This is a genomic window from Arthrobacter sp. lap29 (genome assembly GCF_032458965.1).
GTDB lineage: Bacteria > Actinomycetota > Actinomycetes > Actinomycetales > Micrococcaceae > Specibacter > Specibacter psychrochitiniphilus.
Genome location: NZ_JAUCEK010000008.1, coordinates 184,843 through 211,419 on the forward strand (window position 1 = coordinate 184,843; position 26,577 = coordinate 211,419).

The window sequence follows — 26,577 nt, forward strand, 5'->3', positions numbered from 1 at the left end:
ATGCAATGGCTGGCACCCTTTCCCCAATAGGGCAAAGGTAGCTGGCTGGCGGACAGCGATCCGCGCCGCCCTTGCCTTATGCCGGAACGCTGGTCAAACCGCTAACTCGCCGGATTCTGGAAGCACTTCGACGGTCCATGTGGTTCGCTTCGAATCACGTCGTCTCATTCTTAGCACGGGCGCGGTCCCGAGTAGCGACGATGTCCACGGGCTGGCCCGTGGACTGGGCTTCACGCTGGTTGAGGCGTTCCTCGACGCTCTCCTTGGTCAGGCTGGCGGCTATCCTTGATAGGCAGGCCTCGGGATTGCTGTGAGGCATGGCTGCTGCAATCACGTGCCTACGCGGATTTCTCGGTATAACCATCCGGTGTTTCACCAGGCTGCCTTCGGAAGTGGAAGTCTAGTGGCAATCCTTGCGCCGAGGGCTGGTGTGGACGTCCAGGCGTCGCCGTATTCGTCTTCCTGAGGTTGGCTATTGGACAAGACGTCATCTCTGCGAAACATGCGCTGCTCGTTGCCAGCCCAGATGAAGGCGCTGGAACACGCATGGACGTCATTGCTTTAGTGTCCTATGCTTCTATCCACTAAGCAGAGCTGTCTTTTGCGCAGTCCGGGCCTGCAACGCAGTAGGACGGAAACGAATCCTGGGGGTACCAGTTAAGCCATGGAATCGGTCGATTCACAGTTGGTCAGCTCGCCAAGGATGGGACTCACGGAAGCCTCTTCCTTGTGGAGCTCCAAACCAATCCTCACTCTCACCATGAACCCCGCACTGGACGTTAGCACTTCAACAGACCTCGTCTACAGTGGTCACAAGCTCCGGTGCGGCCGTAGCAGCCTCGATCCGGGAGGTGGTGGGGCAAACGTAGCCCGGGTGATACAACGGCTTGGCGGTCAAGCCTTGGCTGTGTTCACCGCAGGCGGTACCACCGGAGACACCTATCGCCGGTTGATGGAAGCTGAAGGGATCCCTGTTTTGGTGGCAGCAGTCGGTGGGATAACCCGGCAAGACGTCACGGTTGATGAGAACTCGACGGGGAATCAATTCCGATTCGTCTTGGAAGGTCCCGAGCTCAGTGAAGGGGAGTGGCGCACCTGCCTGAAGATTGTTGGCCGGTCCATCCGAGCAGGTGGATATGTGGTTGCCAGCGGTAGTCTGCCGCCGGGGGTACCGGAGGACTTTTATGCCCGAGTCGCGCGGCTGGCACGAGAGGCCGATGTGCGGTGCGTGGTGGACACCTCTGGGCCGGCACTTACAGAAGCCCTCGCTGAAGGAGTCTTCCTGGTCAAACCCAGCCGGCGGGAACTGGCTGAACATGTCGGCGCGGCCCTTGACAGCGAACAGAGCCAAATCGACGCGGCTTCATCACTGATTGCAGAAGGGCGCGCAGACTACGCCGCGCTGACACTCGGAGAAGCCGGGGCCGTGCTTGCCTCCAAGGCCAGCGTCATCCGGTTACCGACGCCGTCGGTGAAGGTGGTCAGCACCGTCGGAGCCGGGGACAGCTTTCTGGCCGCATTTGTTCTGCGGCTCGCACAGGGAAACACGGCTGAGGCGGCATTGAGAACAGCAGTCGCCGCGGGAAGTGCCGCGGTGATGTCACCGGCAACAGAACTGTGTTGCCGGGACGACGTCGAGCGCCTCGAAGCGGAAATGGTTGCCAGAGCACTCGCAACTAATTGAGGTGACTGACGGTTGAGCCAGATTCGCGTATCTGCCAAGGGGGAGTCTCCAACACGGCGTCGGTGTCCGGCCTCGCACGTTCACAACTCTCAGGCCAGCGCTGGGAGTCGAACTGGTAGCCTTCCCAGGATGGTCTAACGGGCGGAATCGCTACGGCTAAGTTCAGCGCAGTAGATAGCCAAAGGACCCGAGAAACGTGACCCACCTTTCGATTCATTGTCCTGCAGCGTCCACGGCCAGGCCGCTGCAGCACAGGAACGGTCCAAGACCAGTAATCGGGGCACAACAGTGTGGGCATTGAGAGGCCATGACAGCAGTGCGCTGGACCGAAATGGCGCCTACACTGGGCCCCAGAGACATTCCGATGGAGGTCGTCGTGGCGCGATTGAGTATTCTTGACCGTTTCAGGCCTGTGGGTGCGCCAGGCCCGACTGGCCCGTCAGGTGTCCCAGCCGTTGACGACCAGGGCCCCGCGATGGAATTGACGCCTGTGTTCGCAGCCTTGGCCGCCGATGTCAAAGCGGGTGAATTGCTGGTCGAGGAGGCTCGTCGCCAAGCCGAACATGACGTAGCGGCGGCACGGACCCAAGCAGCGGCCATGGTGTCCCAAGCTCGACTCGATGCCAGTGCGGCACGCGCCGAAGCGGCCGCCCAGGTTCAACGTGAGGCCCAGGAGAGGGATTCGCGGGCTATGGACCAGGCTGCCCTGGAGGCCAATGCTCTGGAAGAGTCCGGATTAGCCAGGATTCCCGCCGTCGTCGCCAAGGTCATCGACACCCTGCTCAGCCCACGGAAAGCTGGACGGTAATGGAGGCGGGCTGGGTTGCGGCATCCGTTCGGGCCCGATCCATGGCGCAGCGCCGTGTGGGGGCTGGTACCAGCCGTACACTGGCCACAGAACCTACCTTGGATGCTGCACTCTCCTCACTGCAAGAGTCAAGCTATGCGGAACGACTCCACGGCGTGTCAAGTCTTTTCGTCGCTGAACGCGCCGTTCAGGAGGCCTGCTTGTGGCAGCTTCGAGTGCTTGCTGGCTGGCTTCCAGCCTCCGGCACCGCACTCGCCCGGGCCGCGGCGGGCATTTTTGAAATTGAGAACATTGTGGCTTTAGCCCACCAGCTCGACGGCGGCCCACCAGCTCCTGAGCCCTATCGTCTGGGTACGCTGGCGACCGCCTGGCATCGCCTCAGTTCGGCTGGTTCACGTGAGGAACTCGCCACAATCCTGCGCACCTCGCCTTGGAAGGGTGCCGATGGCGGTGGGCGGGGACCGCTACGGCCCGCGTTGACCGTGGCCTGGGTGCGCAGGCTGGCCGTCATCGCACCCCCGGCGCAGCCGTGGTGCGGCGCCGTGTGTGTCCTTACTGCTGCACGGAGTCTTACGGTTGACGGCGTTCTTCCGGAACGAGCGCTTCTGAACTTGTTACGCCCTGTTCTTGGCCGGTCATGGGAAAGCGCAGACAGCATCAGCAACTTTCGCACAGCGCTGCCGCCGTCGCTGCAAAAAATAGTCGGCGATATTGACTCGCCGGTTGAACTTTGGCGCGCGGAGGCCCGTGCGCATACCGCTGTGGAGTCGGATGGATTCCGGCTCCTGCGCCACTCCAGACCCGGACCTGACGTTGTGCTGGGGGCTATTGCTGTCCTGTCGATGGATGCGTGGCGCGTGCGGGCCGCCCTCGCAGCGGCTGCCGCCGGTGCCGGCTCAAGCGAGGTGCTTGATGAGGCCGCGTGAATCGCTGGCGCCAGCCCGAATGCAGCGGGTAGCCCTAGTGGTGGCGGAACAGGACAGGGCGAGCATGCTCATGGAAATTGCCCGCAACGCGCAGGTGGAACTGGACCTACCCTACGAGCCCGGCAATGGCAGCGGGGAAGTGGACAAGGCCGCGGCGGCCGCCGTCGTCAACGGGCCCACGGCAGCGTTGGTGGGCTGGACTCCGCAACACGGGATTCCCGCACTCACCGAAGCACTAGCCCCGCTGGGTGCCGCAGTTGTTCCGCTGCCCGGGCCGAGGTGGATCCAACCTCCCACGTTGTTCGGTGGAAGCAGCCGTGAAGGAATGTCTCGGACACTCGTGGACACGTACGGGACAGTGCCGTACGCGGACCTTGACCCTTCACGCCTCGCGGCACTGGCCTATGTCCTGATGTTCGGAATAATGTTCGGCGACGTCGGACATGGGGCGATGTTGCTGGCCTGCGGTTTAGTGTTGCGCAGCGGGCGCATCAAAAAACTTGCTTCCCTAAAAAGGGCCTGGCTTTTTGTGAGTGCCTCCGGGATGGCCGCCATGGTTTTCGGAGCACTATACGGGGAGGCCTTCGGTCCCACAGGACTGGTTCCTGTGCTGTGGCTGGAACCTCTAGCCAACCCGGTGCCACTTCTGTTGGCAGGCCTGGGTGTCGGGGCTTTCCTGCTTGCCGGAGCTTACGCCGTCGGCACCATCAACCGTGTACGGGAGGGAGGCTGGGGCTTGGCGCTCTATGCCCGCTCCGGTGCTGCAGGTTCACTGTTGTTCCTATCCGTGGGGCTCCTCGTTTGGGGGCTCGCCGCGGGCATCGGAATCTTGACCGCCACCTCAATCGTGCTTAGTTCTGGCTCACTCGTCTTCATTTTCATTGGCCTGTACGTTGAAGCCGGAGGCGGGGGTACCGCCGTCGTCCAAGCATTCATCGAACTCATGGACACGATCATCCGGCTGGGTTCCAACATTGTCTCCTTTGCCCGGCTCGCCGCGTTTGGGTTGACTCACGCCGCCCTGTTGATGGTGGTCTGGAACGGTACGACGGCGTTGTGGGTGCCAGGGTGGCGCGCAGGCGCTGCGGTACTGCTGTTCCTGGTGGGGAACATTGTTACCTTTGCGCTGGAAGCCCTGGTCGCAGGAATTCAGGCACTGCGGTTGGAGTATTACGAGTTGTTCTCACGCATTTTTCAAACAGAGGGGCGCCCCTTCAAACCGTGGGCGCCGGAAGCAACCACCGTCGGCAACCCGGCCACCACAACGGCCGATACAGGCATCCCAGCTGAAAGGCAACTACCGTGAATCTCTGGCTCGTCACCATTCCCGTGTTCCTGATCGCCACCACGGGAGCAATTCTCCTCGTCAAACGCTGGCGAAAATCGGCGTTCAAATTTCTGCTGGCCATCAATATCGCGGTGATGGTAGGAGCCCTAGCGTTGCTCGTTGGGGCTTTGAGCTCCGGTCCGGCTGCCGCGGCCGGTGGAGTGGAACCAGCTGTCGCAGCCGCAGCCGCAGCCGCGCCGCACGGTGCCGGCGGCGCGGCCTTGATAGCAGCAGCCATCGCCGTAGCAGGTTCCTCGATCGGCGCTGCCTTTGCCGTGGCTTACACCGGATCGGCTGCTTTGGCCGCGATGAGTGAGCGTCCTGAGATCTTCGGCCGGGCAATGGTTGTAGTTGGCCTGGCCGAAGGAATTGCCATCTACGGCCTCATAATTGCCATCATTTTGATAGGCAAAGCGTGAGTACGCCACGCGCATCGACCCCTGAAAATTTGTTGTCCAGTTCCAGCGCGCCCAACACCATCGCACCCGATAGGATTGCCGCGATCGGTGAACAGGCCCTCTTGGCCGGGTTCCAACTCGCCGGCGTAACCCTCCACGCGTGTGAAAACGAGGCAGAAACCCTCCACGCATGGTCTGCACTGCCAGTTGAAACAGCACTGGTGATCCTCACACCTCGTTCAGCACGGGCCTTGGGGCCGGCGCTCTCGGACTCGCGCTCACCCATGACGTTGGTGCTTCCATCATGAACGGGCTGACGCCGGTGTCTGAGGCCGCCTTGGCGCCGGTGCGGCAGACGCTGCGGGCATCGGCCGAAAGCCAGGTCGCCGAGTTCCGCAATGGCGCTCTCCAGGAAGTGTCGGCCATACTGGCTTCAGCGCAGGCAGAGGCTGCCCAGATTGTCACTGACGCCGCAGCGGCGGGGGCCGCATCGGCCCGGACCGAGGCAGCACTGCGCTCATCCCGGGTGCGCAGGGAGGCGCACGAGCTGGTGCTCGCGCGGCAGAGTTCAGTGATAGAAGAACTCCGCCACCAGCTGGCGGGGACTGCATCAAAATTGCAAAGCGACCCTCGATACCCGGAGTTGTTGGCAAGGTTGCGGGAAAACTGTCAAGACTTGCTGGGACCTGAAGTGAGTGTTTCCTCGAGCAGCGACGGCGGTATCATCGCTGTTGCAGGTTCGCGCCGGTTGGATCTTTCCCTTCCCGTTCTTGCCGAGATGACATTGGACTCCCTGCCCGAGGCGCGTGAGTTGTGGAACCGGTAGCAGAGGGGAAGGATGGGCAAGTGGTCCGGGTCAGTGGTCCACTCGTGGAGATCGAAGGTGTGGAGAGGCTGTCCATGCTTGAGCTGATGACGCTCGGCCCGCAGAGGATTGCTGCAGAAACCGTGGCCATCGCGGGCACCAAGGCAACGTTGCAGGCTTATGAGTATACGGGCGGGTTGAAGGTTGGCGATGTTGCCGCAGCGACCGGTGCGGAGTTGTCCTCTCTCATGGGGCCGGGCCTGCTGGGTCAGGTGTTCGACGGACTCATGCGGCCCCTGTCTTCGGCGCCGATGTGGCTGACACCTGCGCGTTCGCAATCCACGGCAGATCCGGTGGTTCTGGCGCGCGAGTGGACCTTTGTTCCCACTGCTGTGCCCGGTACGAACGTTTCCGCAGGCGACGTCCTCGGCACCGTGCCAGAGTCTGGATCGGTGGTCCACCGCGTGCTGGTTCCTGCCGGCGTTTATGGCGTGCTCAGCTGGGTGGCCCCGGAAGGCAAGGTTCGCGTGCTTGATCCGATCGCTGTAGTGGCTGATCACGTTGTGTCGCTGGCCGAGCGTGTCCCGATTCGTCGTGCTCGTCCCTTTCTGGCTCGGCACACCGCAGCCGTTCCATTGCACACCGGCCAGCGGGTCCTGGACTTGGTTTTCCCGCTAGCACGTGGTGCCGCGGCGACTGTTCCGGGCGGCTTCGGAACGGGCAAGACGATGATGCTGCAACAGGTAGCCAAATGGAGCGATGCCGACGTCATTGTCTATGTGGGTTGCGGGGAACGTGGCAATGAAATGGCCGACGTCCTCGACGGACTCTCACAGCTCGAAGATGCAAGGACTGGGGACAGGTTGATTGATCGTACGGTCATCATCGCCAACACCTCCAACATGCCCATGATGGCACGAGAGGCCAGTATCTTCACCGGGATCACTGTGGCGGAGTACTACCGCGACATGGGATACGACGTCGTCGTCATTGCCGACTCCACCTCGAGGTGGGCTGAAGCCCTGCGTGAATTCGCCAACCGCAACGGCGATCTACCTGCTGAGGAAGGCTATCCGGCCAACCTCTCCTCCGAGCTGGCCTCCTTCTACGAGCGGGCAGGACGGGTGACGACACTGGGTGGGCAAAGTGCTTCGGTAACAGTGATAGGGGCTGTCTCTCCGCCCGGTGGTGATATGAGTGAACCTGTCACCACTGATTCCCAACGCTTTGTCCGGTCGTTGTGGATGTTGGACCGGGACCTGGCCTACTCCCGCCACTATCCCGCGGTCAGTTGGACGGGTTCATTTGCTAGGGACGCCGAAGAGTTGGGCAACTGGCATGCGGCCAACGGGCAGCCCGGTTGGGCGATCCGCCGGGCACGCACCGTCGCCCTTCTGGCCGAGTCGGACCGGTTAGCTGAACTCGCGGAAATCATCGGACGGTCCTCGCTGCCCGGGCATGAGCAAGTCCTGCTGCTGGGAGGGCGACTGCTGCGCGACGGGGTGCTGATGCAAAACGCCCTCAGCAACAACGACGGCTACTGCTCACTGGAGAAAGGTGCTGCGCTACTGGACCTGGTGTTCGACGTCGTTGACGCTTGCCAGCGGCTTGTGGAGCGTGGTGTGGCAGTGGCCAGCATTGAGGAAGCCGATTTTGGACCGGTACTGAGGGCCCGCGAGGAATTCGGGCCCTCCGACGATGCCTCGGTGCGGGCCCGAAGTGCAGAAGTGCTTGTGGCTTTAGAGGCACTGCAATGAAGGACTCGACCGGACCGGCCAAAGAGCCTATTGAAGGCACGGACCCCGCGCCGCTGTCTGATCGCTTCGGCGCGCAGATCTCCCATGGCGACATCCGGGAAGTTCGGGGGCCACTGCTTGTAGTGGGCGGGGCTGGCGGTGTTGGGTGGGACGAATTCGCCACCATTGACCTAGCCGGAGGGGAAAGCCGTCATGGGTTGGTGCTGGAGGTGGACCGGGATCTGGCAACCTTGCAGGTGCTGGAAAGTACCGATGGTATGTCCCTGGGCGGAATCGGGGTCCGGTTTGACGGCCGTCCTCTGCATGTCCAAGTCGGCACCCAGTGGCTTGGCAGGGTCTGCAACGGTCGTGGGGAACCGCTCGACGGCGGGCCACCGGTGACGGGCACGGCAACACTGCCTGTTAGCGGGTGGCCGCTGAATCCGGTTTACAGGGAGCCTCCACAGGAGCCAGTTCTGACCGGCATCTCAGTGATCGATGGGTTAATGACCCTTGTCAGAGGACAAAAGCTGCCTATCTTCTCGGTGCCGGGATTACCTCACCTGACGCTGGCCACCCAGATAGCGGCACAGGCCACCTCCAGCGGCCAGTCGTTTCGGGTGGTATTTGCTGCCATGGGGTTGACCCATGCGGACATCGCCTTTGTCCGGGATCGTCTTGAAGAACGCTCTGCAGAGAAGGAACTGATCCTGCTACTGAACGCTGCCGACGATCCGGTCATAGAACGCATCCTCACCCCGCGGATTGCGCTAACGATCGCCGAACACTTGGCCTATACCGAAGGTCACGATGTTTTGGTGGTCATGTCCGACATGACCAGCTACGCCGAAGCCGTACGTGAGGTGTCCGCCGCCCGGCGCGAAATCCCGGCCCGGCGTGGTTACCCAGGCTATCTGTACAGCGATCTTGCGACCCTTTACGAACGCTGCGGGAGGGTCAAGGGACACGATGGTTCTGTGACGATTGTGCCGGTGCTGACGATGCCGGCAGGCGACATCACTCATCCGGTGCCGGATCTGACCGGATATATCACGGAAGGTCAGATCGTCCTTGCCCCCGACATAGCCGCGCGCGGCATCTATCCTCCGGTGGATGTCCTGTCCTCGCTTTCTCGGCTAATGCGCAGTGGCGCAGGCAAGGGTCGGACCCGGGAAGACCACCCCGATGTGGCGGCACAGGTGTTGGCCGCCTTGGCGCGCGCGCGGCAGGCCACCGAGCTGGCCGAGCTGGTGGGTGAAGCTGCTTTGAGCGAAACAGACCGCAGCTACATTTTGTACCGAACCTTGGTGGAGAAGGGACTTTTTGATCAAGCGCGGGATGAGAGCAGGACTTTGGAAGATACCTTGGGCCGGGCCTGGACGGCTTTGGCGGCACTTCCGGATAAAGAATTGACGATGCTGCCCAGGGTGTTCTTGGATCGATACCTGCCCAGAAGTGGCAGCTGAAAATGAGCGGCACGGGACGCGCGGCAAGGGTTCGGCTTGAACGTCGCCTTGAAACAGCGCGCCACGGTGCGCGCCTTTTAGACCGCAAACAGCGTATCTTGATGGATCAGATTGAACGGCTACACCTGCACATGGACCAGACCCGGGCGGAGTGGGAGGATCTCGCCGGGGAAGCTGCCGTGTGGCTGCGTCGCTCAGCCGCCCTGGACGGCAGCGCCCGGATAGCGGCGGCGGCGCCGTTGGCCGACGCTACAGTATTTTTCCGGTGGGGTAACGCGATGGGTATTACGTATCCCGAAGATGCGCAATGCGCTCTTCCTGCGTTGCTAGCGCAGTCGGGAAGTTCGGCTCTATCCTACGCTGCTTCTGTCCATCGCAGCGCGCTCGTTGCTGGAGCCCGCCATGCCTCTATCCAGCGCGCTGAGCTGCTGCTGGCTACTGAACTTCTGGCAACCCGGACGCGTCAGCGAGCTGTTGAGAGCCGGTGGATTCCCAAGCTGGAGGACGAGCTGGCGAACATTCGAAGGCAGCTCGACGCTCAGGAGCTTGAAGAGAGCCTGCGCCTTCGCTGGGCCGCCGACAGGAAGTCTGGTGACGGATGAGTGCCCGATTCTGTTGGTGCGCATGCGGGGCGACGATGTTCTAGGGACAGGCCCTGAGAGTTCGCCAACTTGTGAGCTACGGCGAGCACTTTTTCCTTTGCATCGCACGCCCATTCCAACGAGCAGGGTGACGACGCAGTTAGCGCATGTTAGCAACCCTCCATCACTGTGCGACGCCGGTGGCAGGCAGCCAAGTTTAGTGGTGAATGAACTGTTCCATGGCTTTTCCTACGCTGACGCCCCAGTCTCGAGCTCGGTCCAGCTCACCTTCTTCGAGGGTGTTGTCCCTGGACACGAGGAAGCTCTCTGGCGAAATGACGGTGCGCGAGCCGCGTTTCGTGAGCGCGTGTTCGATGTGCCCTGACGCTGCTCCTGTCAGAATGTGCGCCTTGTCCGCTCGCGTGTCGAAGGCTGCGCACAGAGCAGGAACCAGATCAAGATCCTTGATCCATTCACGTACCCCCATGCCCGGCGTTGAGGGTTCGAGTGACAGATGCTTGGAGGCGTCGCTGGCCCACGTTATTGCTTCTTTGCGCGATTCCGGTCTTGTCATGCCATGGACATGGGTTGGTCCGCCCAGAACCAACAAGTCGGCCGAACGCGTGGCCTCTTTAGCTCGCGGATCGTTGACGTTTGCCGTGACCACCACGCCAAAGGGAGCCAGCCCTTCAGCGACCGCCAAAGCGACGGCGCGTGTGTTGCCAAACATGGATTCATAAACGACGACGACACTCATCTGGATTGCCTTTCTTGTGGATCAAGAGTTAGGGGTTTCTGTTTCAAGACTTACTGGTCCCGGTCCAGTGCACTAGTGCCGAACGTCCCACTGCTCTGGAGGGGGAGCTGACGGCTGTGGGGGACTAGGAGGCGTCGCTCAACGCCATCGTGACTGTCAGGGGGCCGCTGCACTACTACTCATGGTCATTTACCTCTTGTGGGGTGAAATTCAACACGGATAACCTGGGGGTTTTCCCTCTAAGGGCTCCTTGGGGTCGAGGTTGGCCATATGGGGGAGCATCGAAGGAGTGTGCCGGCCGTCCTCGCCTGGAGTGATTCAGCCACCATGGATGCAGCAGGGGAAAGGGCTATGGCCTCGTGGCCGTGTTCCCTTCAGGTTTCGCCAACGCCGGCTTTAACCGGGACATTGGGCCGAGGATACGATGACGGGTGGCCAGCAAGGTGATTACGGAACCGTGCCATCGGCAACGGCTGAGGCAAATTCACCCAAGTGCAGGCGATGCACACACCGTGATTTAGGAGTCTATGCATGGCAATACCGGACATGCCGTGGTGGCCGTGGGCAGGGAACCCCAGTCTGCTCAAGTGCTGCCCGTGAAGGCATATGCGAATGGATGTGGTCCTTCGGCGGGACACGTGACCAGGCTGTCGTCTGCGGTATCTAGCATGACTCGGCATCTTTGCCGACAGGCCGTGCGTTTACACGCGTTGGTCGGCCTCTAGGCAGTAATGGGTTCTCCACGCTGGATACTGCGGGAATTTCCCCCTTCACCGGCAAAGATACGGGTTTGTTGCCACAGGAAGAGACTCTGGCATAGGTCTTCAGCCATGTTGTGCACAAGGTGCTTCCGACGCAGTGGGAGGCACCTCGGTCCCGTGTTCCGTAGCTGAGTAGGGTTGTCGTCATAAAGAGGACTGGTGACGTTGGACCCTAGACGGCGCTGACCTAGGGCGTCAGTATTGATCACAGAAGACAGCTCAACCAACGGAAGGCTTGCACCATGGGTAAAGAGAAGGAAACTGGCCGTATTGTCGTCGGAATCGATGGGTCCGCAGAGTCCATAGTAGCCCTCAGGGAAGCCGAACGTGTCGCAAAGGCAACTGGTTCATGGCTCGATGTGGTGACATGCTGGAGCGATTCAACATTCGCAGCCGGGCAGTCTTCAACGAGTGCTTCGGATCTTGAAAACAGGGCCCGCCAACTCCTCCAAGACAGCGTCTCGAACACCTTCGGGACACCATTGCCGGATAGAGTCTCCACGAGTTTGGTCCGGGGCCAGCCGCGACAGAAACTGATTGAGCTCAGTGATGGTGCGGACATGTTAGTGGTTGGGCGGCGGGGGCATGGCGGGTTTTCCGGCCTTCTTTTGGGCTCAGTCAGCCAGGCGTGCGTGGCCCATGCGCACTGTCCAGTGCTGGTCGTTAATATGGGCCACGATGGTGAGAGCCTTTAGCGCGATCAGTAGTGAGACATCAGTAATGAAACATGTCGACTCCGATGACCGGCATGCCGGGACGTCGTGTTGCCGAACATGGAGTGACTGAAATACCCGCCAAGGGGCCGCTTCAGGTGTCCTACTCGAGCCCGGCCCGGATCGTGTCATCCAAGGGAACATTCCACGTCATGGAAGCATCAAGGGTGAAGCGTCTGCCCGTCACTTCCTCAGCGACGATGCGTACGAGTTGGTCTTTTCCAACTCCCTGCCACGGAAACATGCCTTTGCTTGCCGTGTTAAGAACCTGGCTGTCTGAGGCGGTGATTTCGGTATGGCCCTTGACGACCACGCTCCACGCTACGCCGAACTCTCCACTCACGGCGTCGGCCTCTAACGCAACCCATGCTTCGTGGCGGAGTGCATCGAGCTTTCTGCCGCCACCTGTTCGAAAGATGAGGGACTGCCCGTCTACCTTGTAGTTCACAGGGAAGACGTCGGGGCGTCCGTCCACGATGACGGCGAGCCGTCCAATGGACGTTTCAGAAAGTACCTTCCAGCATTGCCCGGGGGTAAGATTTTCTACTTTTGGTGCCAACGGATTTGCTCTCATGCAGATCATATTACGTCTGCTCCACCCTAGGGGAATAGGGTCCAAAGTCCCCGATGCCAGTACTGGATGGCCCATGGCTGGACGTGAACACGGACTAGGGTGTGATGGGGCGCCGTTGGATGCTATATCGATTCAATTCCCTCAGCGGGTACCAAACGTAAGATTGTGCTGGGAACCTCAAAGAGATTCCTCTTGAGCAGTGCAGGTGGACAAGGGCGAATGGTTCTTGGGTTCCATGGCGTTGTGGTTCCAACATTCGATGGGCGCTGTGGACTTTTAGGGATAAGCGGGTTCTGGCAGCGGCGCAGAGTCTTTGTCACGGACCCACTCTGCAAAGCGGGGGGCAGATCTTGCAGTGGCGGCAGGTCTGCCGCAGCTCATGCACCATCCGCACAACTTCGTACCTGGGACAACACGCTGGCGCCGAGGCGCCTGCTCGCCCTCGCCCTAGTGAAGATCCATGCGAAAAATCTGCGGCTTCGAACACTGAGTAGCAACTAGTCGCCCTCCGGCTACGGATCTGCCTGTTCCTCAGGGAAAGTCGACTCGAAGACAGGAGGCACGGTTCCTTTAAGGACCGTGCAGGCACAAATAGCTCCTTCGCTGGTTGCAGTCGGGTCCTAATCTAAGTGAGTGCGGGACTATTCCTTGCCAGTAGAGCAGAGGTCCCTTCGTCCCGAAGTGGCCCCCACGTGGAAAGCTTGTCGGACAGTGGGACTTTGGCCCCTACCCGGACTTGACCCAAGGGAGTTGACTCGTGACGTGGGCACCTAGCTTGGGAATGCCCCACGGAGCAGAACAGCGAAGATGCGAAGGAAACCTGATTACTGTGGATAAAGAGAGTGTTGTTTGGCTTGAGGACGTCGGCATCAAGGACGTTGCCTACGTTGGCGGAAAGAATGCCTCACTGGGAGAGATGATCCGATCCCTGGCTGCCGACGGTGTCAGGGTGCCCGGCGGTTTTGCCCTCACAGCTGCCGCGTACCGGACGTACATCGCGGAAAACGACATGGCGCCACGGCTGGAGCAGATCCTCGCCACGAAAGACTCTGCAGGCACCAATTGGCGATCGATCGGGAACCAGGTGCGTGAACTGATCCTTGCTGGTGAGTTCCCGCCCGAGACAACCACGCAAATCCGTTCTTTCTACCGCGAGCTGGCCGTGCGCACCGGGCACGAAGATCCCGCCGTCGCAGTTCGCAGCAGCGCCACTGCCGAGGACCTGCCTGACGCCAGCTTCGCCGGACAGCAGGAAACCTTCCTGAACGTCAGGGGTGAGGAACAGCTGCTCGATGCCTGCCGACGTTGTTACGCATCGCTCTTCACCGACCGTGCCATCAGCTACCGGGAGATCATGAAGTACGGGCACCTGGACGTGGCGCTGTCAGTGGGAGTCCAGCTCATGGTTCGCTCGGACCTAGGGGCTGCCGGCGTCATGTTCTCCCTCGATACCGAATCCGGCTTCCCTCGAGCCGCTGTCCTTAGCGCCAACTGGGGACTCGGTGAGACAGTGGTCCTAGGCATGGTGAACCCGGACAAGTACGTTGTCTTCAAACCGATTCTGGGCATGCCAGCGTTCTCGCCCGTGATCGAAAAGTTACTTGGTTCAAAAGGGTGCAAACTTGTTTACTCCTCCGACGGCGGCGCGGGAACGCGCATGGTCGACACCACCGATGCTGAACGGACTTCGTTTTGCCTGAACGACGACGAGATCCTCCAACTGGGCAGGTGGGCCGTCCAGGTCGAGAACCATTATGGACGACCCATGGACATGGAATGGGCGAAGGATGGGATGAGCGGGGAATTGTTCATTGTCCAGGCCAGGCCAGAAACCGTCCAGGCGCGCAAGAGCGGTACCGTGATGAGCACGCACCGGCTGACGGAAGAAGGGCGGCTGCTGGTAGAAGGCGCTGCGGTGGGCGATTCCATAGCCTCTGGCATCGCCTGCGTGATCAAGAGTGCTGCGGACATCGGCAATTTCGTGGACGGCGCTGTCCTGGTCGCCGAACAAACAGATCCGGACTGGGTCCCGGTCATGAAGCGTGCCAAGGCCATCGTCACTGACAAGGGTGGGGCAACCAGCCATGCGGCGATCGTCAGCCGCGAACTGGGGATTACAGCCGTCGTCGGGACAACTGATGCCACCAAAGTGGTTGTGGATGGGCAGTCCATCACGGTGTCCTGCGCGGACGGGGACACAGGCCACGTTTATGAGGGACTTTTGGCGAGTGCCCAGGACGATGTGGACCTCGGCGAATTACCAGTCACGCGGACGTCCGTCATGCTCAATCTTGCCAGCCCTTCTTCGGCGTTCAAATGGTGGCGCCTGCCCGCAAAGGGCATCGGGCTGGCACGCATGGAGTTTGTCATTAATGACATGGTCCAGGTGCACCCGATGGCACTGGCATACCCTGAACGGGTCACGGATCCGGCGGATCGGGCCAAGATCAAGGAACTGACGCGCGGTTTTGCCGACTCCTCAGACTACTTTGTGCAAACCCTTGCGCGCGGCCTTGCCAAGTTAGCCGCACCGTTCCATCCCGCGCCGGTAGTCGTACGGTTCAGCGATTTCAAAACGAACGAGTACGCCCACTTGATCGGTGGCTCAGTCTTTGAAGGGGAGGAATCCAACCCGATGATCGGATTCCGTGGAGCATCGCGCTACTATGATCCGCATTACCGGGCCGGTTTTGACTTGGAATGCCGGGCCATCCTCCGCCTTCGTAACCAGTGCGGCTTCATGAACGTCATAGTGATGGTGCCGTTCTGCCGGACACTTGCTGAAGCGGACCGGGTCCTGGCCGTAATGGCCGAAAACGGACTTGTTCGTGGTCAGGACGGGCTCAAGGTCTACATGATGTGTGAAATCCCTTCCAACGTCATTCTGGCGCCAAAGTTTGCCGCCAAGTTCGACGGCTTCTCCATCGGCTCAAACGATCTCACCCAGCTTGTTCTCGGTGTAGATCGGGACTCGGCCATACTCGCCCCGCTCTTTGACGAACAGGACGAGGCCGTCAAGACCATGATTAGTCAGGCGATAGCCGGAGCCCATGCCGCAGGCATCCGGATCGGGATATGCGGGCAGGCACCCAGCAATCACCCTGAGTTCGCTCAATTCGTGGTTGCGGAAGGCATCGATTCCATCTCGCTGAACCCCGACAGCTTTCTGCGTACCGTCCCGGTCATCGCAGCAGCAGAAGCGGCGCAGAAGCAAAACCCGATTGCGGCGGCTAAATCATCCAGGTTTTAACGGATGGTGTTGGTGCTTTGAAAGAAAAAAATTCAATGGCAGTGTCGAACAAGTGTCCAGATGAGCTTCCTCAGAAGGCGGCCCCTCCTGTGATGAATGGGCAGAACAAGCCTTCAGACCGGCGTGGTGCGGCTACCCGTATGCGTGCGCAGATGGGAACACCGGCGGAGATCGACCGCTCCTGAGAACCAACACTTGCAGTTTGCCCCGCCAACCTATTTCGCGGCTAAAGCCCGTTCGGAATCTAAACGGCAGATAAGTGATGCTGTAATTATTGCGGAGATTACCCAGTCCACCGGAAAAACTAAGGTGGCTTTGATGCTAGGAAAGTCCATTTTGCTCTGAATGGTGGGGGCCACACGATGGCACGGGGCCTCGTGGAGCGCTCGATGAACGGTCTGGACTGAACGATGCACTCCGGGCGAAGGGACCCCGCATCTGGAGCGTAGTCGCAGAGACCGGAACGGGAAGGATATCGCAACCTATCACGAGGGTGATCAGCGGCAGCTGGTGTGAAACCCACCATCAAATTTCGGCTGGCTGACGGCTATTGCCGTGGCGCCCCGGACCAAGACGCCGGCTCGTATGCGAACCAGAGATTACCAGATGCGCGGGCCGTGATCCGTATACTCCTCGTGACGCAAACTTGCAGCGCAGGATCAGGGCCGGCAGCTGCTGTTCAGTAATTTTGTTCTGATCCCCAATGGTGCCGAAGGCGAGCCCAACAATTTCAAGAACAAGACGATGCTTGCCCATGCCGCCACCTAGCCATTGTCTGGATACTCATTGTCAGGTGGCCGCTGCTGCGCGGGGCCCAGGGTATCCGCATTGCCGATGTGCATATAGACCACCTCGGCGGTCGTGTCCGCAGTGACGGGTACCGTGGCCGGGCGTCAAGATTTTTGCAGGGTCAAGGTGGGCCAGACACCAGAATCTTATATATTGGGCGAGTCTAACACCGTCGTCAACAGCATCGCACTGCCTCTTGGAGAGGCGCAGCCGCGTGAGTCAATGAGGCGGCAAAGGCCCGTCCCACATGTGTCGTGAAACGTGAGACGCTTGCTCGTGTGGCGCGCATTGCCTCCTGCTGCTGCGCCATAGTTCCGATCAGCACGATCGGAGCGGGAACCTGGAAAATGACCCGTTTTGTTTTCCCGCCATTGCGCGCAGCAGATGATGGAAGTCGAAGGAGATGCCTGTCTCGCCCGCATCGTGACCAACGCTGGCACAGACCTTTTCGCTGTTGGTGTCGTTCAGGTGGGCGGTTACACGGCCGGTGGGTCAGACCGCTGAACTACCGTGTGCACCCGTCTGGCGCGTTGGAGAAAGGAGTCCACCCAGATGTGGGCGTGGGCCACATGCTTCATCCGAGGAATGCGTTTTGGTGGCTATAGCAAAATTGCTCAGCTATTTGGCAGGGGAGCCCGCCAGACAATGTGGGCCGTGCATGGTGGGCATGACTGCCATCATCCGGAAGGGTACTGTCTGGTTCGCTGGAATTGCATTGAAGATATTCTCGGACGGCTGTAAGGCGCACTTTGCCGGTGCCTTCACTAGAAAAGTCAGGAGGACAGCTTGAGGGAAACGCTCCCTATTTTACTGGTTCAGGTGTGAAGGGTGTGGGCTTGCGCCGAACTCTTACCTGCCGGGCGGGCGGCAATGACTGGCGCTATCCTCTCGCCAAACAGTCCTGCAACGGTGGCCGTTCAAACGTCACGATAAGTCCCGAGGACGTTGATACCGTCGGGGAGGAGGTCAACCGGTGTTCCTAGCGTCGATGAGCTTGTCATCACAACAGGGCAACAACTGAAGCCAGGCATCCCCTTCATCCTGGTGACGGAGTCCGTATTGTGATTCTTGGTGGCGGCTAAATTAAACCGCTTGCACCGAGGACGCTGCCGATGCCACAGTTCGCCGCTAGTGCTAGAGCACCGCCAATGACCAGACGAGGCGCCGAAGTAATTTTGGAGCTGCCCCCAATGGCGGCGCTAAGAGTACCCGTGAGGGCCAAAGCCAGCAGGACAGCTATGAACGTCACAGGGATCCGCAGCTCGGTTGGCGGCAGCAAAATAGCGAGCAAGGGCAAAACCGCGCCGACGGTAAACGCTACCGCCGAGGCATATGCGGCCTGCCACGGATTGGCTACCTCGTTTTGGCTAATATTGAGTTCTTCAGATAGGTGCGCGGACAGGGCATCGTGGGCCGTCAGCTCAACGGCCACTTGCGCCGCTGTGGCGGGACTGAGACCTTTAGCCCGATAGAGCCCCGTAGGTTCAGCCAATTCTGCGTCCGGGTCCTCGACGCGTTCGCTCAGCTCCTTCTCGATCATGCCCGCTGACCTTCGCGTTGGCTGCTAACGGAAACATATTCACCCAAAGCCATCGAAATGGCGCCACCAACTAGCGCAGCGACTCCCGCGACAAGAATCGGGGTTGACGAGTTCGCCACACCCGCGACTCCAACGACCGTCGCGGCGACGGAGACGATACCGTCGTTGGCGCCGAGCACCCCTGCCCGAAGCCAGTTCAGGCGCCTTCGAGGGCGCCTTGTGCCGTTTGATTCTCACTACTTCTTTGAAGAAGCAGCCCCGCCAGTGCCAGGACCAACATCTGGTACATGATGTGTGGCATCTGTGCTGGCGCCAATCAGTATGGGCCGGGGGTGATCCGCTCACGAGCTGGGATGTGAGGCTCCTTGGCTTGCCCAATCCAAATGCAGTCTCAACTGCATCATCGAGGTTCTTTTGTGAAGCCCCATCAAAATCGAATTTTCCCACTGCGTAGGGCACTATGTAGGCGTTTGGATACTTCCAGAACATCAAGGCTTTCACCTGTGCGAGGAGATATTTTGCCAACCATACGGCTTCGCTCAGAGCCCTAATGGACGAGGTGCGTCCGTCGCCTCCGATGATGATGGTGGGTTTTCAAGGTTGTCCTCCCGTCCTCACGGGGTGGATCTGATCCCGAGTTACGGGATCTAAAACGTAGAAAAGGCTCCTCCGTTGTCCCAAGGGTGGCACTATCGTGAATCGAACGTTAGGGACTTTTGACCCTGTGCAGCTGCCTTCGCCGGCGTTGATCATTAAAGTGGGTCGGGCAGCGAAGTGGAAAGTCTGAGCGGATCAAGCCCCTTCTGGGAGGTGCCTCGCGGCCGGAACTGCAGGAATCAAACGTGAAAGAGTCGAAAGATGGTTGAAGCCATGGAAGAAGAGAGAGTCCACGAGCGTGCGCGCATTGTGGTGGGTGTAGACGGGTCTCCCGAGTCGGTCTTGGCACTGAAGTGGGCACAGACGCTGGCGCATTCACTTGACGCCACGATTACAGCTGTCACCGCATGGCATGTGGAGACCATGTTCGGCACGTACATCAGTCCGGACTGGGACCCGAACGAGGATGCGCGCCGGATTCTGAGGATCGCCACGCACGAGGCATTCGGAGACAACCCGCCGAAAGGATTTACTGGAGTATCCGTTCGTGGAAGACCAGCCCAAGCCTTGCTCGAGTCCGCCCAATCTGCGCAGATGCTCATAGTTGGCTCGCGTGGTCGCGGTGGATTCACAGGAATGTTGTTGGGCTCCGTGAGTTCTGCCTGCGCCGAACACGCAAGTTGTCCGGTCTTGGTAGTACACGGTACAGCGGATATAGCGGAGGCGCAGGCAGCCTTGGATGTAAGCCATGAGGTCACCGAAGCGACCAGCCCGTCAGCTGCGCTGCGGCGCGAAACGACTTCGTAAGATCGTACGGTTGAAGAATGTCCATGGTTTCTCCGTCAGACTTCTTACAGAGCCTCTTCCTGATTTGGTGCTACTAGACACCGACATCAAACCCCAGGAAGAGGCTCCCTCCGTTAAGAACACGGCGATGCTAGAAAATAAGAGTGGGCAGTTTCATGGCCACCATTCGGCAGTTTTTCATGGCCGCCAACAATGGTCGGCAAGGTGTTGGGGAAAGTCCTATGGCAAGACCTTTGCGCCCTTCCCGAGGGTTCTTGAACCATGGCTTGCAGGAGTCGGTAGAAGATCATGCCGGGGGCGTGTGAGTGTCTGCGGTTGAACCAAAAGGCGAACTCGTCAAGGAAGGTGCTCAGGTGTTCTGGCTGGATGCCGACTAGCGTCACGAATTTGAAGTCATGTCGAGGAGGCTGCGTGACGGCGTTCGTCAAATTGGCGTCCGTGGCGAACGTTAGGATTTGGACGGCTTTACGTCTAGTCGTGAGTCACGAATACGGGAACGGTCGAGCATTCACAGGATGTCGGGTTTCTCAAGGCCTGTGCAGTCAATTGGACACCATTCAATTTGTGGCAAGGCTGGTGGGCTTGAAGCGGGATCCGGACGCTACGCTGTGCTGCTGGCAAGGGGAATCGGGAGCTGGTGTCATGACATCGGCCGGTGGCTCGGATGCCTAGAGGGCTGGTGATAGACGATGAAAATGGTAGAATTCTAACTCAAAAACGTGAGCAGAAATCGAGCCTAGTTCCGCCCCAAATCATGCCAAAAACGTGAGCAACTTTTCGTTCAAAAACGTGAGTAAACCGTGACCTGGGTCCTTTTTGGCCTCAAACCACTCTGACCTGCTGAACCTAACCGCAGGTCACCAGGACCATGTTGGTACTCCGGGCCGGACTCGAACCGGCGGTCAAGAGAATCTAACCTCATGAGTATGGCGGGCTGTCGTTGACCCTCAAAAACATTGAGTTCTAGCGAATTTTGGGTGATTTCAAAGGCGATGGTATGCCGTAGATGGCGGTTGTTTTGGTTTAAAAAGGGGGAGTAATAAGGGGAGTGCCTCTTGCGCTCGCTTTCACGTCAACTGGATTTCGGCTGCGACTATCGGCGTGGACAGGTTCGCCGGTGATTGGCCGTCGTGCTCTGTCCATGCCAACTTCTGTGCTGCCTATTTTACGCCTGGCGCCGGAAGCGGGCACTTCGTTGGTTGCAGATGGGTGGCCTTTGGGCCGTTTCAATACTGCTGACACCCGACTTCAAATGGTCGGTGGTCGAGGATGACCTCAAGTCCAGGCGTCCTGGACTTGACCATTCTTCGCCTACGTACTTGACGTACGTGATGTACATATGGATGATGGGCTGTATGAGTACCCCTACACATGAGAGCGCCGGCGGACGCGTTTACGGTTTTACCCAGGCGCGGGAGTCATTGAAGGCGATCCTAGATTCCAGCGAAAGGGGTGGATTGTCTACGATCAGCCGTCCGGATCGAGCTCCGGCAGCTGTGGTCAATGGTGAGAGCTTGCGTCGCTTTTTGGCGTTAACGGTCGCGCCGAACGTTCAGGTCGTGAATGAGGACGGGGCGTGGGCTGTTTTCATGTCTGGGCAGCCGTTTGCCGCCGAAGCCACGGAGCTAGGTGAGGCCCTAGAAGACTTCGTGGACGCACTGCGGGACTATGCAGAAGATTGGGAAGACCACCTGTATGCCGCCCCAAACCATCGGGAGAATTGGGCGCTGGTCCAGCTCGTTGATCTATCCACGGATGAACAGTTGACCACCTGGCTTACTGGTTCCGTGGCGTGAGCGTCCGTCGGCTCGGTGGTCGGGATGACCACGAGAAATTCTGTGTGACCGAAAAGTGGGAATTGGTGGTGAATGCCCGCGGGAAGCCCGTGCGACACCACACAACATACCGACTTGCGCTGAAGGACGGGCGGATCCTGCGAACGCGTATTTCACGCCCGGTGGACCGGACAACGTACTCAGCGTCGATCTGGAACCACGTTCTCCAAGACCAGCTCACGGTCGAAGACGATTTGTTTTGGGCCTGCGTTGAGGATGGGGTGTTACCTGCGCGCGGTACTGCGTCCGTACCCGAGTCGGCGATTCCCCTGGCGCTGGTCTGGCAACTCACTCGCACTGCTGGTATTGATGAAGCAGTCGTTGCGCGAATGACGAAGGAGCAGGCTGTCCAGGCGATCAATGACTATTGGATGTCCCAAGGGAACCAAACCGGCGACTGACGGCTCAGCCCCCGGGCAGCAGGGCTTTTTCGCCATGGCGGGGTGCGGATTCAAAATGGCCAGCACCTGATTGGCAGGTTACGCCGACCTGTATGTTTCGCCGACGGAGGACATCCAGTTGCTCAGAATCTGTTTTGCGCGGCTTCGAATCCATCAAATTACGCTCATCGACAGAGAAAAGTAAAGACCGGCACTGGACCCCTAGGGGCGGAACCGGTCGTGTTGGTCAAAAATTACCACATGTGTCGCCTCGATTCGTCGACTTGACGCCCAGCCGCGTGGCACCTCTGCCCGGAAGCGGCTAGCAAAATTGGCTGGGCAACCCGCGCGTAAGGTCTCAGCCTTTGGCCCAGAGGCGCCCCAAGCTTCGTACCTGCGCACGACACCGTCGAAGGAGCGAAACGTGGCGCGGGCACGCCAAATATTGGGTTTGAGCTGCATGCGGGTGATCTGACCCCACGTGCCCAACGGCAGGCGTGCTCTAGGCAAAGTGATCTTCCGTCGTTGCGAGCCACTCATTGAGGTCGCTGCGGCTGATACGCAGGTGCCGGCCAATGCGGTGAGCTCGTGGACCAAGGTGCTTGACCCGCCACTGGTAGAAGGTCTGCTCCGGAATTTGAAGTTCCTTGCAGATGTCCCGTGGGCTCAGCCATTCCTCAGCGACTGCTGCGGTGGACGGGACATGGCTAATTTGCTCGCTCATCAGATGCTCCTGTTCAACATGGACGTTCCCCTTTCCATGGCGCAAAGACACTGAAACCACATGACCGCCGTTGGCATGCCGGAAGAACGACGACGGTGAGCTCGCTTACCGCTGTCCCCGAGCGGGGACTCTACTATTTGGGTTGACGTCGGGCCGCTGATAATAATGCCAGCGTTGTGCGGCAAGGCGCGCGTGCTGGCTAGCCATGTCATCGGCTCCAACGTGGTGAACCACCAAGTCCCGTCGGGCTGGACCGGACCGTGCGTGGACGGAAATGGGGGAGGGCGGTCATGCGGCATAACGTTTTTCTCGGCATAATCGGTATTCCAAGACAGTTGCCCCGAAATCGACCAAGCCTCGACAAGGACGAGGAGGCACAGGGTGTTGGCGATTCAGGCAGACGAGTCAGCCAGTGAATGCGGGAACGATGGCTCCCGAGAACACCTGCCACGCGAGGGCCGACTTGGCCACCAGGCTCAGGGTGATATAGGTGCGCTCGCCCTGCAGGTAACTCTTCCACTTGCCGACCTGCTTGTACTGCAGCCACTGATTGACGGCGAAGGTGTTGAAGAAGAGGAACAATGAAATCACAATGCCCACGACGAAGCTGGGCGCGGCAACGTCGCTTTCGCTTCCGGGACGCAGGAAATAGATCAGAACAATGATCCAGGGCACGCTCCCGACCATCGAGCCGAAGATGAAGGGCAGCATCCCCCCGGAGCCAGGTTTCTCGTACTTCTCCTGCAGGGCGCCGAGGAGGATCATCGCGGCATTCACTGTGAAGACCGCGAACAAGGCTGCGATATCGGTGACCCCGTTGATGGCCAGGATCAGCCAGATCATGATCGATGAGCTGAGTGCGTACTCGGTCCAGCGGAAATAGTTGTGGTTCTGCTTGAGTCCATTCTTGTAGCGGCCGAAGAACCACGGGCTGGAGACCAGGAAGTGGAAGACGGTACTGAGTGCGAGGAAAACGACGACCCCGACACCGATGTTGATCTCGAACACTGTCACGCGTTCCGGCGGTATGGGGGCACCGGGTGGGCCGGCCAGGTAATCCGCCGTGACGGGGAACAGAACCTGGGTGCTCAGCATGGTGAGAATGATCGTGAAGGCGATGGCCTGCAACAGGTGCAGGCTACCCGCGACGACGTTGTAGATGCGAAGCCGAGCGTTCTGCTGCTCGCCAGAGTATTTCTTCTTCGCCATGACCGTACTCCTCTGTCTCATGTGGGTTCAACGCTAACATCGACTCACAGGTGAGGACACCCTTCTGCATGCGTGGGATTGCGGAGGAGCCGAAGCGGCGCGCACGGCTTGACCCGGCTGACAGTCAGTGCTCCGAAGTCGTGATCAGAAAATCGATCAGCAGCGGTGCGAGCGCATCGGCACATGCCTCGTGGGTCTGGTCCGGCAGGGTCCTGTATGTTCCCTGAGGCACGGCACGTGCGGTGACTTTGGCTGTCTTCACGCGCTCGGTGGATGGCTTGACCACTGAGGGATCCGCGATCCCGAGCTGCGCCGCAACGTAATCGACCACAGCCCATGGCACATCGAGCGGGTCGGCAAGAAGCGCCCGCAAGAACCGGGCCGTCCCGACCTGCACGGCAAACCCAATCCGGCTGTGCTCACCCCTGTGCCTGCGGATCAACTCCAAATCGTTCTGCGAAGGTTCTCCCACGAACCGCCCGAACGCGGCGGTCTACGCATCACTCAAAAAATTCAACTGGCACAACTGTGAGAGAGGCTGAACGGATATGAGTTGCTTGAGGCCGTGGGAATAGAGACGACCTTTGAAGTTGAGAGTGTTGATTTTCTCGAGCAAATCGCTGAAGAGTCTGAATACAGCAATCAATAGCTGTAAGCGTGTTCTGGGCCACAGATTGGCAAGTGACAATTCCAACCGACCCTCAACAAACTCTCCAGAATCAACGCAAACTGGAGAGTGTTTAGTAGCTGCCATTGTTCCGCATCTTCCCCGGAAGCGCAGGTCAATACTGGGTAGTGACAAGGGATAGTAGGTTGATGCTTGGAAAGCGGCGATGCCAGGCGCCAGCCACTGTTTGACGGTTTTGGGCTGCACAGCATTCTTATGGACCGGCCAGCAGCGAGGAGGCCTGCCCACCGGGAATCCGGCGAGCGGCGCATTCCTAAGCGTATGTCTGATCATTAGCGTGTGTATCCGCCCCCGTCTGCCTGCGTTTGAGGACCCTTGGGCTTCGGGGCAACCCGTGTCGCGTGTAAAGGGAGAGTCCACTTGGCTGAAAAGGGGGAGTGATTTCTGAAGAAAGTTTTGTTGAATTGGGGGAGTAAAGGGGGAGTTGGGCCGTTTTTGGCCTTTAACGACTCTGACCTGCAGAATGAAACCGCAGGTCAGAGGCACTTTTTGGTGCCCCGGGCGGGAATTGAACCGACGGCCAAGAGAATCTAAGGAGTCTCATGTCAACAGTCGTCATTCACCGCCAAGAACCGCTCGTTTCCGGGGGAGTAGGTGCCGTTTGGGGTCCCTTGATATGTCATGATGTGTGGTCGTTTGTCGTTCAAAAACGTGAGTAAAACGTGACGAGGCTGTGTAACGCAGCGTCGGGGCCGCTGTTGGATGGCCGTTTGCAGGTTCATGGACACGGTGGACGGCATGTCACTGGTTGTCGACTACGGGCTGTTGCGTGCCAACAAGCATTGTTGTCCAGAGCGCCGATTCGCACCATGCAGCAAACCGTCCCAGCATGGTCTCAAAACTGCATGGCGGTGACGTTCTCAGGACAGAAATGAGCATGAATATTAGCGATACAGGGAGTAGCAGCTTCTGGACAGTCCCCGACTAGCCGATCTGACTGACCCGGAAAAGCAACTATTTCGTGAGCCATACTGCGAGCAGGTAAAGAGGTTGGTGCGCAGAATAATTTGCGATCACTCACCCAGCCCCAGGGCACATTTTTTGTCAGAAGGTTATGTTTGATATAGTCCTCGAGCGGTACGTCCTGTGTGTCGTCTATCCGTGGTTGGTACAACGTCGATGTTGCTTTGGTTGAAGCATGGATGTCGCGTTTGGAAGAGGAATTCTATGCGCAGGTGGTCGCTACCTGGGAGCTGTTGCTCGTGCGGACTGGGAACTATCAGCAAAGGACTCGTTGCCAAGTTTTCCCGGACACTTGAGATAGGCATGCTCGAACCCGACATTGGTTCACGACTTCCCGGACCAATGACGTCCCAGCAAGCCGGCTCAGTGGGTTCTTCGAAAAGTAGCAGACCTGGATCATTGGGATATGGGAGGGAATGGGTCAGGATATAAACATTGGCCCAATGGCGGCCGTGGCCGTGCTCTTGGCATGGCCAGCCTTGACGGAATTCTTGGGAAGAAGACGATGAGCGGGATCGATGATCTCTTGGCAGAGTCCAATGACCGTTGGTCGCGGGCTAAGAGAAATGCCGACGATGTCGAAGACCTCGGCTTGAGCCAAGCCCTAAGGACCTATTACACCCGGTACTTTCCTGCCGGCGTGCTCGTTTTGGTAGTGGCCGGAACCGGGGTCGGTCTGCTAATTTTCGGCGGCATGCTCTCTGACTGGACATCGTATGTGGCCTTCGGGTTCGTTCTGGCCGCGGTCGGAGCCACCATTGGCGGGCTGATCTACAACGCCAAGAAAGTGGCTCCCGCAGCACGTCTGCCTCGGACAGACATTCTGTATCCGTTGGAGACCGAAGAGCGGAAACAAATCAACCGCCAGATCGCAGGAAAGTCACCCGTCGATAGAGCACACCTTTCAGTAGCCCGGGCGGGCGCCATACAGCAACGCAAGAGCCTGGTCAGACAACTTCTTCTGTTGCCAAGCAACTTATTCTTGTTCACGTCGTTAGCGGCAAACTGGGCCCGCCGGGGAGATCCCCTGGTTTGGGTCATGCTGATCGCCGTGGCCCTCTCGATCGCCGGCAACTTTTTTCTGGTTCGCGATTTTCGGCGCACGAGCAGATTTCTGGCATCCACATCCGAAGAATGATCCGCTCTCAAAACAACTATTGCCGCCAGCCCAAGACCACTCCCTCTGTGCCGCGATCAGGCAGCCGGACCCGTCCCGTAGAGGTTCCGTAATCCGTAATCGGACGGAGTAAAGAGCCGAT

22 protein-coding genes and 3 pseudogenes are annotated in these 26,577 nt (G+C 59.3%); 16 read left to right on the top strand and 9 right to left on the bottom strand.

Features of this window, described 5'->3' with window-relative positions; translation table 11 throughout:
• Positions 1-154 precede the first annotated feature (154 nt).
• Positions 155-319 (bottom strand): hypothetical protein, encoded by a 165-nt coding sequence (locus RY113_RS14390; RefSeq protein WP_315915117.1) that lies wholly within the window; start codon positions 317-319, stop codon positions 155-157.
• 384 nt (positions 320-703) lie between these two features.
• Here RY113_RS14390 and RY113_RS14395 point away from each other — a divergent pair, with 384 nt between their 5' ends.
• The 10 genes from RY113_RS14395 to RY113_RS14440 all read left to right on the top strand — a co-directional run bounded on the left by RY113_RS14395 (position 704) and on the right by RY113_RS14440 (position 9,752).
• The gene (locus tag RY113_RS14395) at positions 704-1,684 is read left to right on the top strand and encodes a 1-phosphofructokinase family hexose kinase (protein ID WP_315915159.1); all 981 of its coding nucleotides are present in this window, start codon (positions 704-706) and stop codon (positions 1,682-1,684) included.
• A 307-nt stretch (positions 1,685-1,991) separates the two neighbouring features.
• Positions 1,992-2,492, top strand: coding sequence for a hypothetical protein (locus RY113_RS14400; RefSeq protein WP_315915118.1), 501 nt, complete (start codon positions 1,992-1,994; stop codon positions 2,490-2,492).
• Positions 2,492-3,418: a hypothetical protein gene (locus RY113_RS14405; protein ID WP_315915119.1), complete on the top strand. Its 927-nt coding sequence runs from the start codon at positions 2,492-2,494 to the stop codon at positions 3,416-3,418. Before RY113_RS14400 ends, RY113_RS14405 begins: the two co-directional genes overlap by 1 nt.
• Entirely contained in the window at positions 3,405-4,724 is a 1,320-nt protein-coding gene (locus tag RY113_RS14410) for a V-type ATPase 116kDa subunit family protein (RefSeq protein WP_315915120.1), read from the top strand. The genes RY113_RS14405 and RY113_RS14410 overlap by 14 nt, the downstream gene beginning before the upstream one ends.
• Positions 4,721-5,164, top strand: a complete 444-nt coding sequence (locus RY113_RS14415) for an ATP synthase subunit C (protein ID WP_315915121.1) — start codon at positions 4,721-4,723, stop codon at positions 5,162-5,164. Before RY113_RS14410 ends, RY113_RS14415 begins: the two co-directional genes overlap by 4 nt.
• On the top strand, positions 5,161-5,451 hold the full coding sequence (locus tag RY113_RS14420; protein ID WP_146213032.1) for a hypothetical protein: 291 nt from the start codon (positions 5,161-5,163) through the stop codon (positions 5,449-5,451). The genes RY113_RS14415 and RY113_RS14420 overlap by 4 nt, the downstream gene beginning before the upstream one ends.
• Positions 5,448-5,969 carry a V-type ATP synthase subunit E family protein gene (locus RY113_RS14425; RefSeq protein ID WP_315915122.1) on the top strand — a complete coding sequence of 174 codons (522 nt, stop codon included), beginning with the start codon at positions 5,448-5,450 and terminating at the stop codon, positions 5,967-5,969. Before RY113_RS14420 ends, RY113_RS14425 begins: the two co-directional genes overlap by 4 nt.
• Entirely contained in the window at positions 5,957-7,705 is a 1,749-nt protein-coding gene (locus RY113_RS14430; RefSeq protein ID WP_315915123.1) for a V-type ATP synthase subunit A, read from the top strand. The genes RY113_RS14425 and RY113_RS14430 overlap by 13 nt, the downstream gene beginning before the upstream one ends.
• Positions 7,702-9,150, top strand: a complete 1,449-nt coding sequence (locus RY113_RS14435) for a V-type ATP synthase subunit B (protein ID WP_315915124.1) — start codon at positions 7,702-7,704, stop codon at positions 9,148-9,150. The genes RY113_RS14430 and RY113_RS14435 overlap by 4 nt, the downstream gene beginning before the upstream one ends.
• Before the next feature lie 2 nt (positions 9,151-9,152).
• Positions 9,153-9,752 (top strand): V-type ATP synthase subunit D, encoded by a 600-nt coding sequence (locus RY113_RS14440; protein ID WP_315915125.1) that lies wholly within the window; start codon positions 9,153-9,155, stop codon positions 9,750-9,752.
• A 196-nt stretch (positions 9,753-9,948) separates the two neighbouring features.
• Here the strand turns inward: RY113_RS14440 and RY113_RS14445 are convergent, their stop codons facing one another.
• A complete protein-coding gene (locus tag RY113_RS14445) occupies positions 9,949-10,488 on the bottom strand; it encodes a flavodoxin family protein (RefSeq protein WP_110106142.1) in 540 nt (179 codons plus the stop codon).
• A gap of 1,003 nt (positions 10,489-11,491) precedes the next feature.
• Between RY113_RS14445 and RY113_RS14450 the strand changes: the two genes are divergently transcribed.
• The gene (locus RY113_RS14450) at positions 11,492-11,944 is read left to right on the top strand and encodes a universal stress protein (RefSeq protein WP_110106143.1); all 453 of its coding nucleotides are present in this window, start codon (positions 11,492-11,494) and stop codon (positions 11,942-11,944) included.
• 121 nt (positions 11,945-12,065) lie between these two features.
• Here RY113_RS14450 and RY113_RS14455 read toward each other — a convergent pair whose 3' ends face one another.
• A complete protein-coding gene (locus RY113_RS14455; protein WP_110106245.1) occupies positions 12,066-12,536 on the bottom strand; it encodes a pyridoxamine 5'-phosphate oxidase family protein in 471 nt (156 codons plus the stop codon).
• An 829-nt stretch (positions 12,537-13,365) separates the two neighbouring features.
• Between RY113_RS14455 and ppsA the strand changes: the two genes are divergently transcribed.
• Positions 13,366-15,786, top strand: coding sequence for a phosphoenolpyruvate synthase (gene ppsA / locus RY113_RS14460; protein ID WP_315915126.1), 2,421 nt, complete (start codon positions 13,366-13,368; stop codon positions 15,784-15,786).
• Between the two features lie 525 nt (positions 15,787-16,311).
• On the opposite strand, the gene RY113_RS14465 is transcribed toward ppsA, so the two are convergent.
• Together RY113_RS14465 and RY113_RS14470 are read right to left on the bottom strand one after the other, a co-directional pair.
• Positions 16,312-16,542: a hypothetical protein gene (locus tag RY113_RS14465; RefSeq protein ID WP_315915127.1), complete on the bottom strand. Its 231-nt coding sequence runs from the start codon at positions 16,540-16,542 to the stop codon at positions 16,312-16,314.
• A gap of 1,111 nt (positions 16,543-17,653) precedes the next feature.
• Positions 17,654-18,315 (bottom strand): annotated as a pseudogene (locus RY113_RS14470) (VIT family protein).
• Between the two features lie 658 nt (positions 18,316-18,973).
• Here RY113_RS14470 and RY113_RS14475 point away from each other — a divergent pair.
• Entirely contained in the window at positions 18,974-19,519 is a 546-nt protein-coding gene (locus RY113_RS14475) for a universal stress protein (protein ID WP_245932159.1), read from the top strand.
• 113 nt (positions 19,520-19,632) lie between these two features.
• Here the strand turns inward: RY113_RS14475 and RY113_RS14480 are convergent.
• A pseudogene (locus RY113_RS14480) lies at positions 19,633-19,887 on the bottom strand (hypothetical protein); the annotation flags it as partial.
• A gap of 987 nt (positions 19,888-20,874) precedes the next feature.
• Between RY113_RS14480 and RY113_RS14485 the strand changes: the two are divergent.
• The gene (locus tag RY113_RS14485; RefSeq protein WP_315915128.1) at positions 20,875-21,315 is read left to right on the top strand and encodes a hypothetical protein; all 441 of its coding nucleotides are present in this window, start codon (positions 20,875-20,877) and stop codon (positions 21,313-21,315) included.
• Between the two features lie 44 nt (positions 21,316-21,359).
• Positions 21,360-21,755 carry a cytotoxic translational repressor of toxin-antitoxin stability system gene (locus RY113_RS14490; RefSeq protein ID WP_211315119.1) on the top strand — a complete coding sequence of 132 codons (396 nt, stop codon included), beginning with the start codon at positions 21,360-21,362 and terminating at the stop codon, positions 21,753-21,755.
• Positions 21,756-22,236: 481 nt separating this feature from the next.
• On the opposite strand, the gene RY113_RS14495 is transcribed toward RY113_RS14490, so the two are convergent.
• From RY113_RS14495 to RY113_RS14505, 3 genes and pseudogenes are all read right to left on the bottom strand, one after another.
• Positions 22,237-22,458, bottom strand: coding sequence for a helix-turn-helix domain-containing protein (locus RY113_RS14495; RefSeq protein WP_110106147.1), 222 nt, complete (start codon positions 22,456-22,458; stop codon positions 22,237-22,239).
• A gap of 405 nt (positions 22,459-22,863) precedes the next feature.
• Positions 22,864-23,667, bottom strand: coding sequence for a heliorhodopsin HeR (gene heR, locus RY113_RS14500; protein WP_315915129.1), 804 nt, complete (start codon positions 23,665-23,667; stop codon positions 22,864-22,866).
• 229 nt (positions 23,668-23,896) lie between these two features.
• Positions 23,897-24,139, bottom strand: a pseudogene (locus RY113_RS14505) (DUF4158 domain-containing protein); the annotation flags it as partial.
• Between the two features lie 1,648 nt (positions 24,140-25,787).
• Here RY113_RS14505 and RY113_RS14510 point away from each other — a divergent pair.
• Positions 25,788-26,456 (top strand): hypothetical protein, encoded by a 669-nt coding sequence (locus tag RY113_RS14510; protein WP_315915131.1) that lies wholly within the window; start codon positions 25,788-25,790, stop codon positions 26,454-26,456.
• The last annotated feature ends 121 nt before the right edge of the window (positions 26,457-26,577 follow it).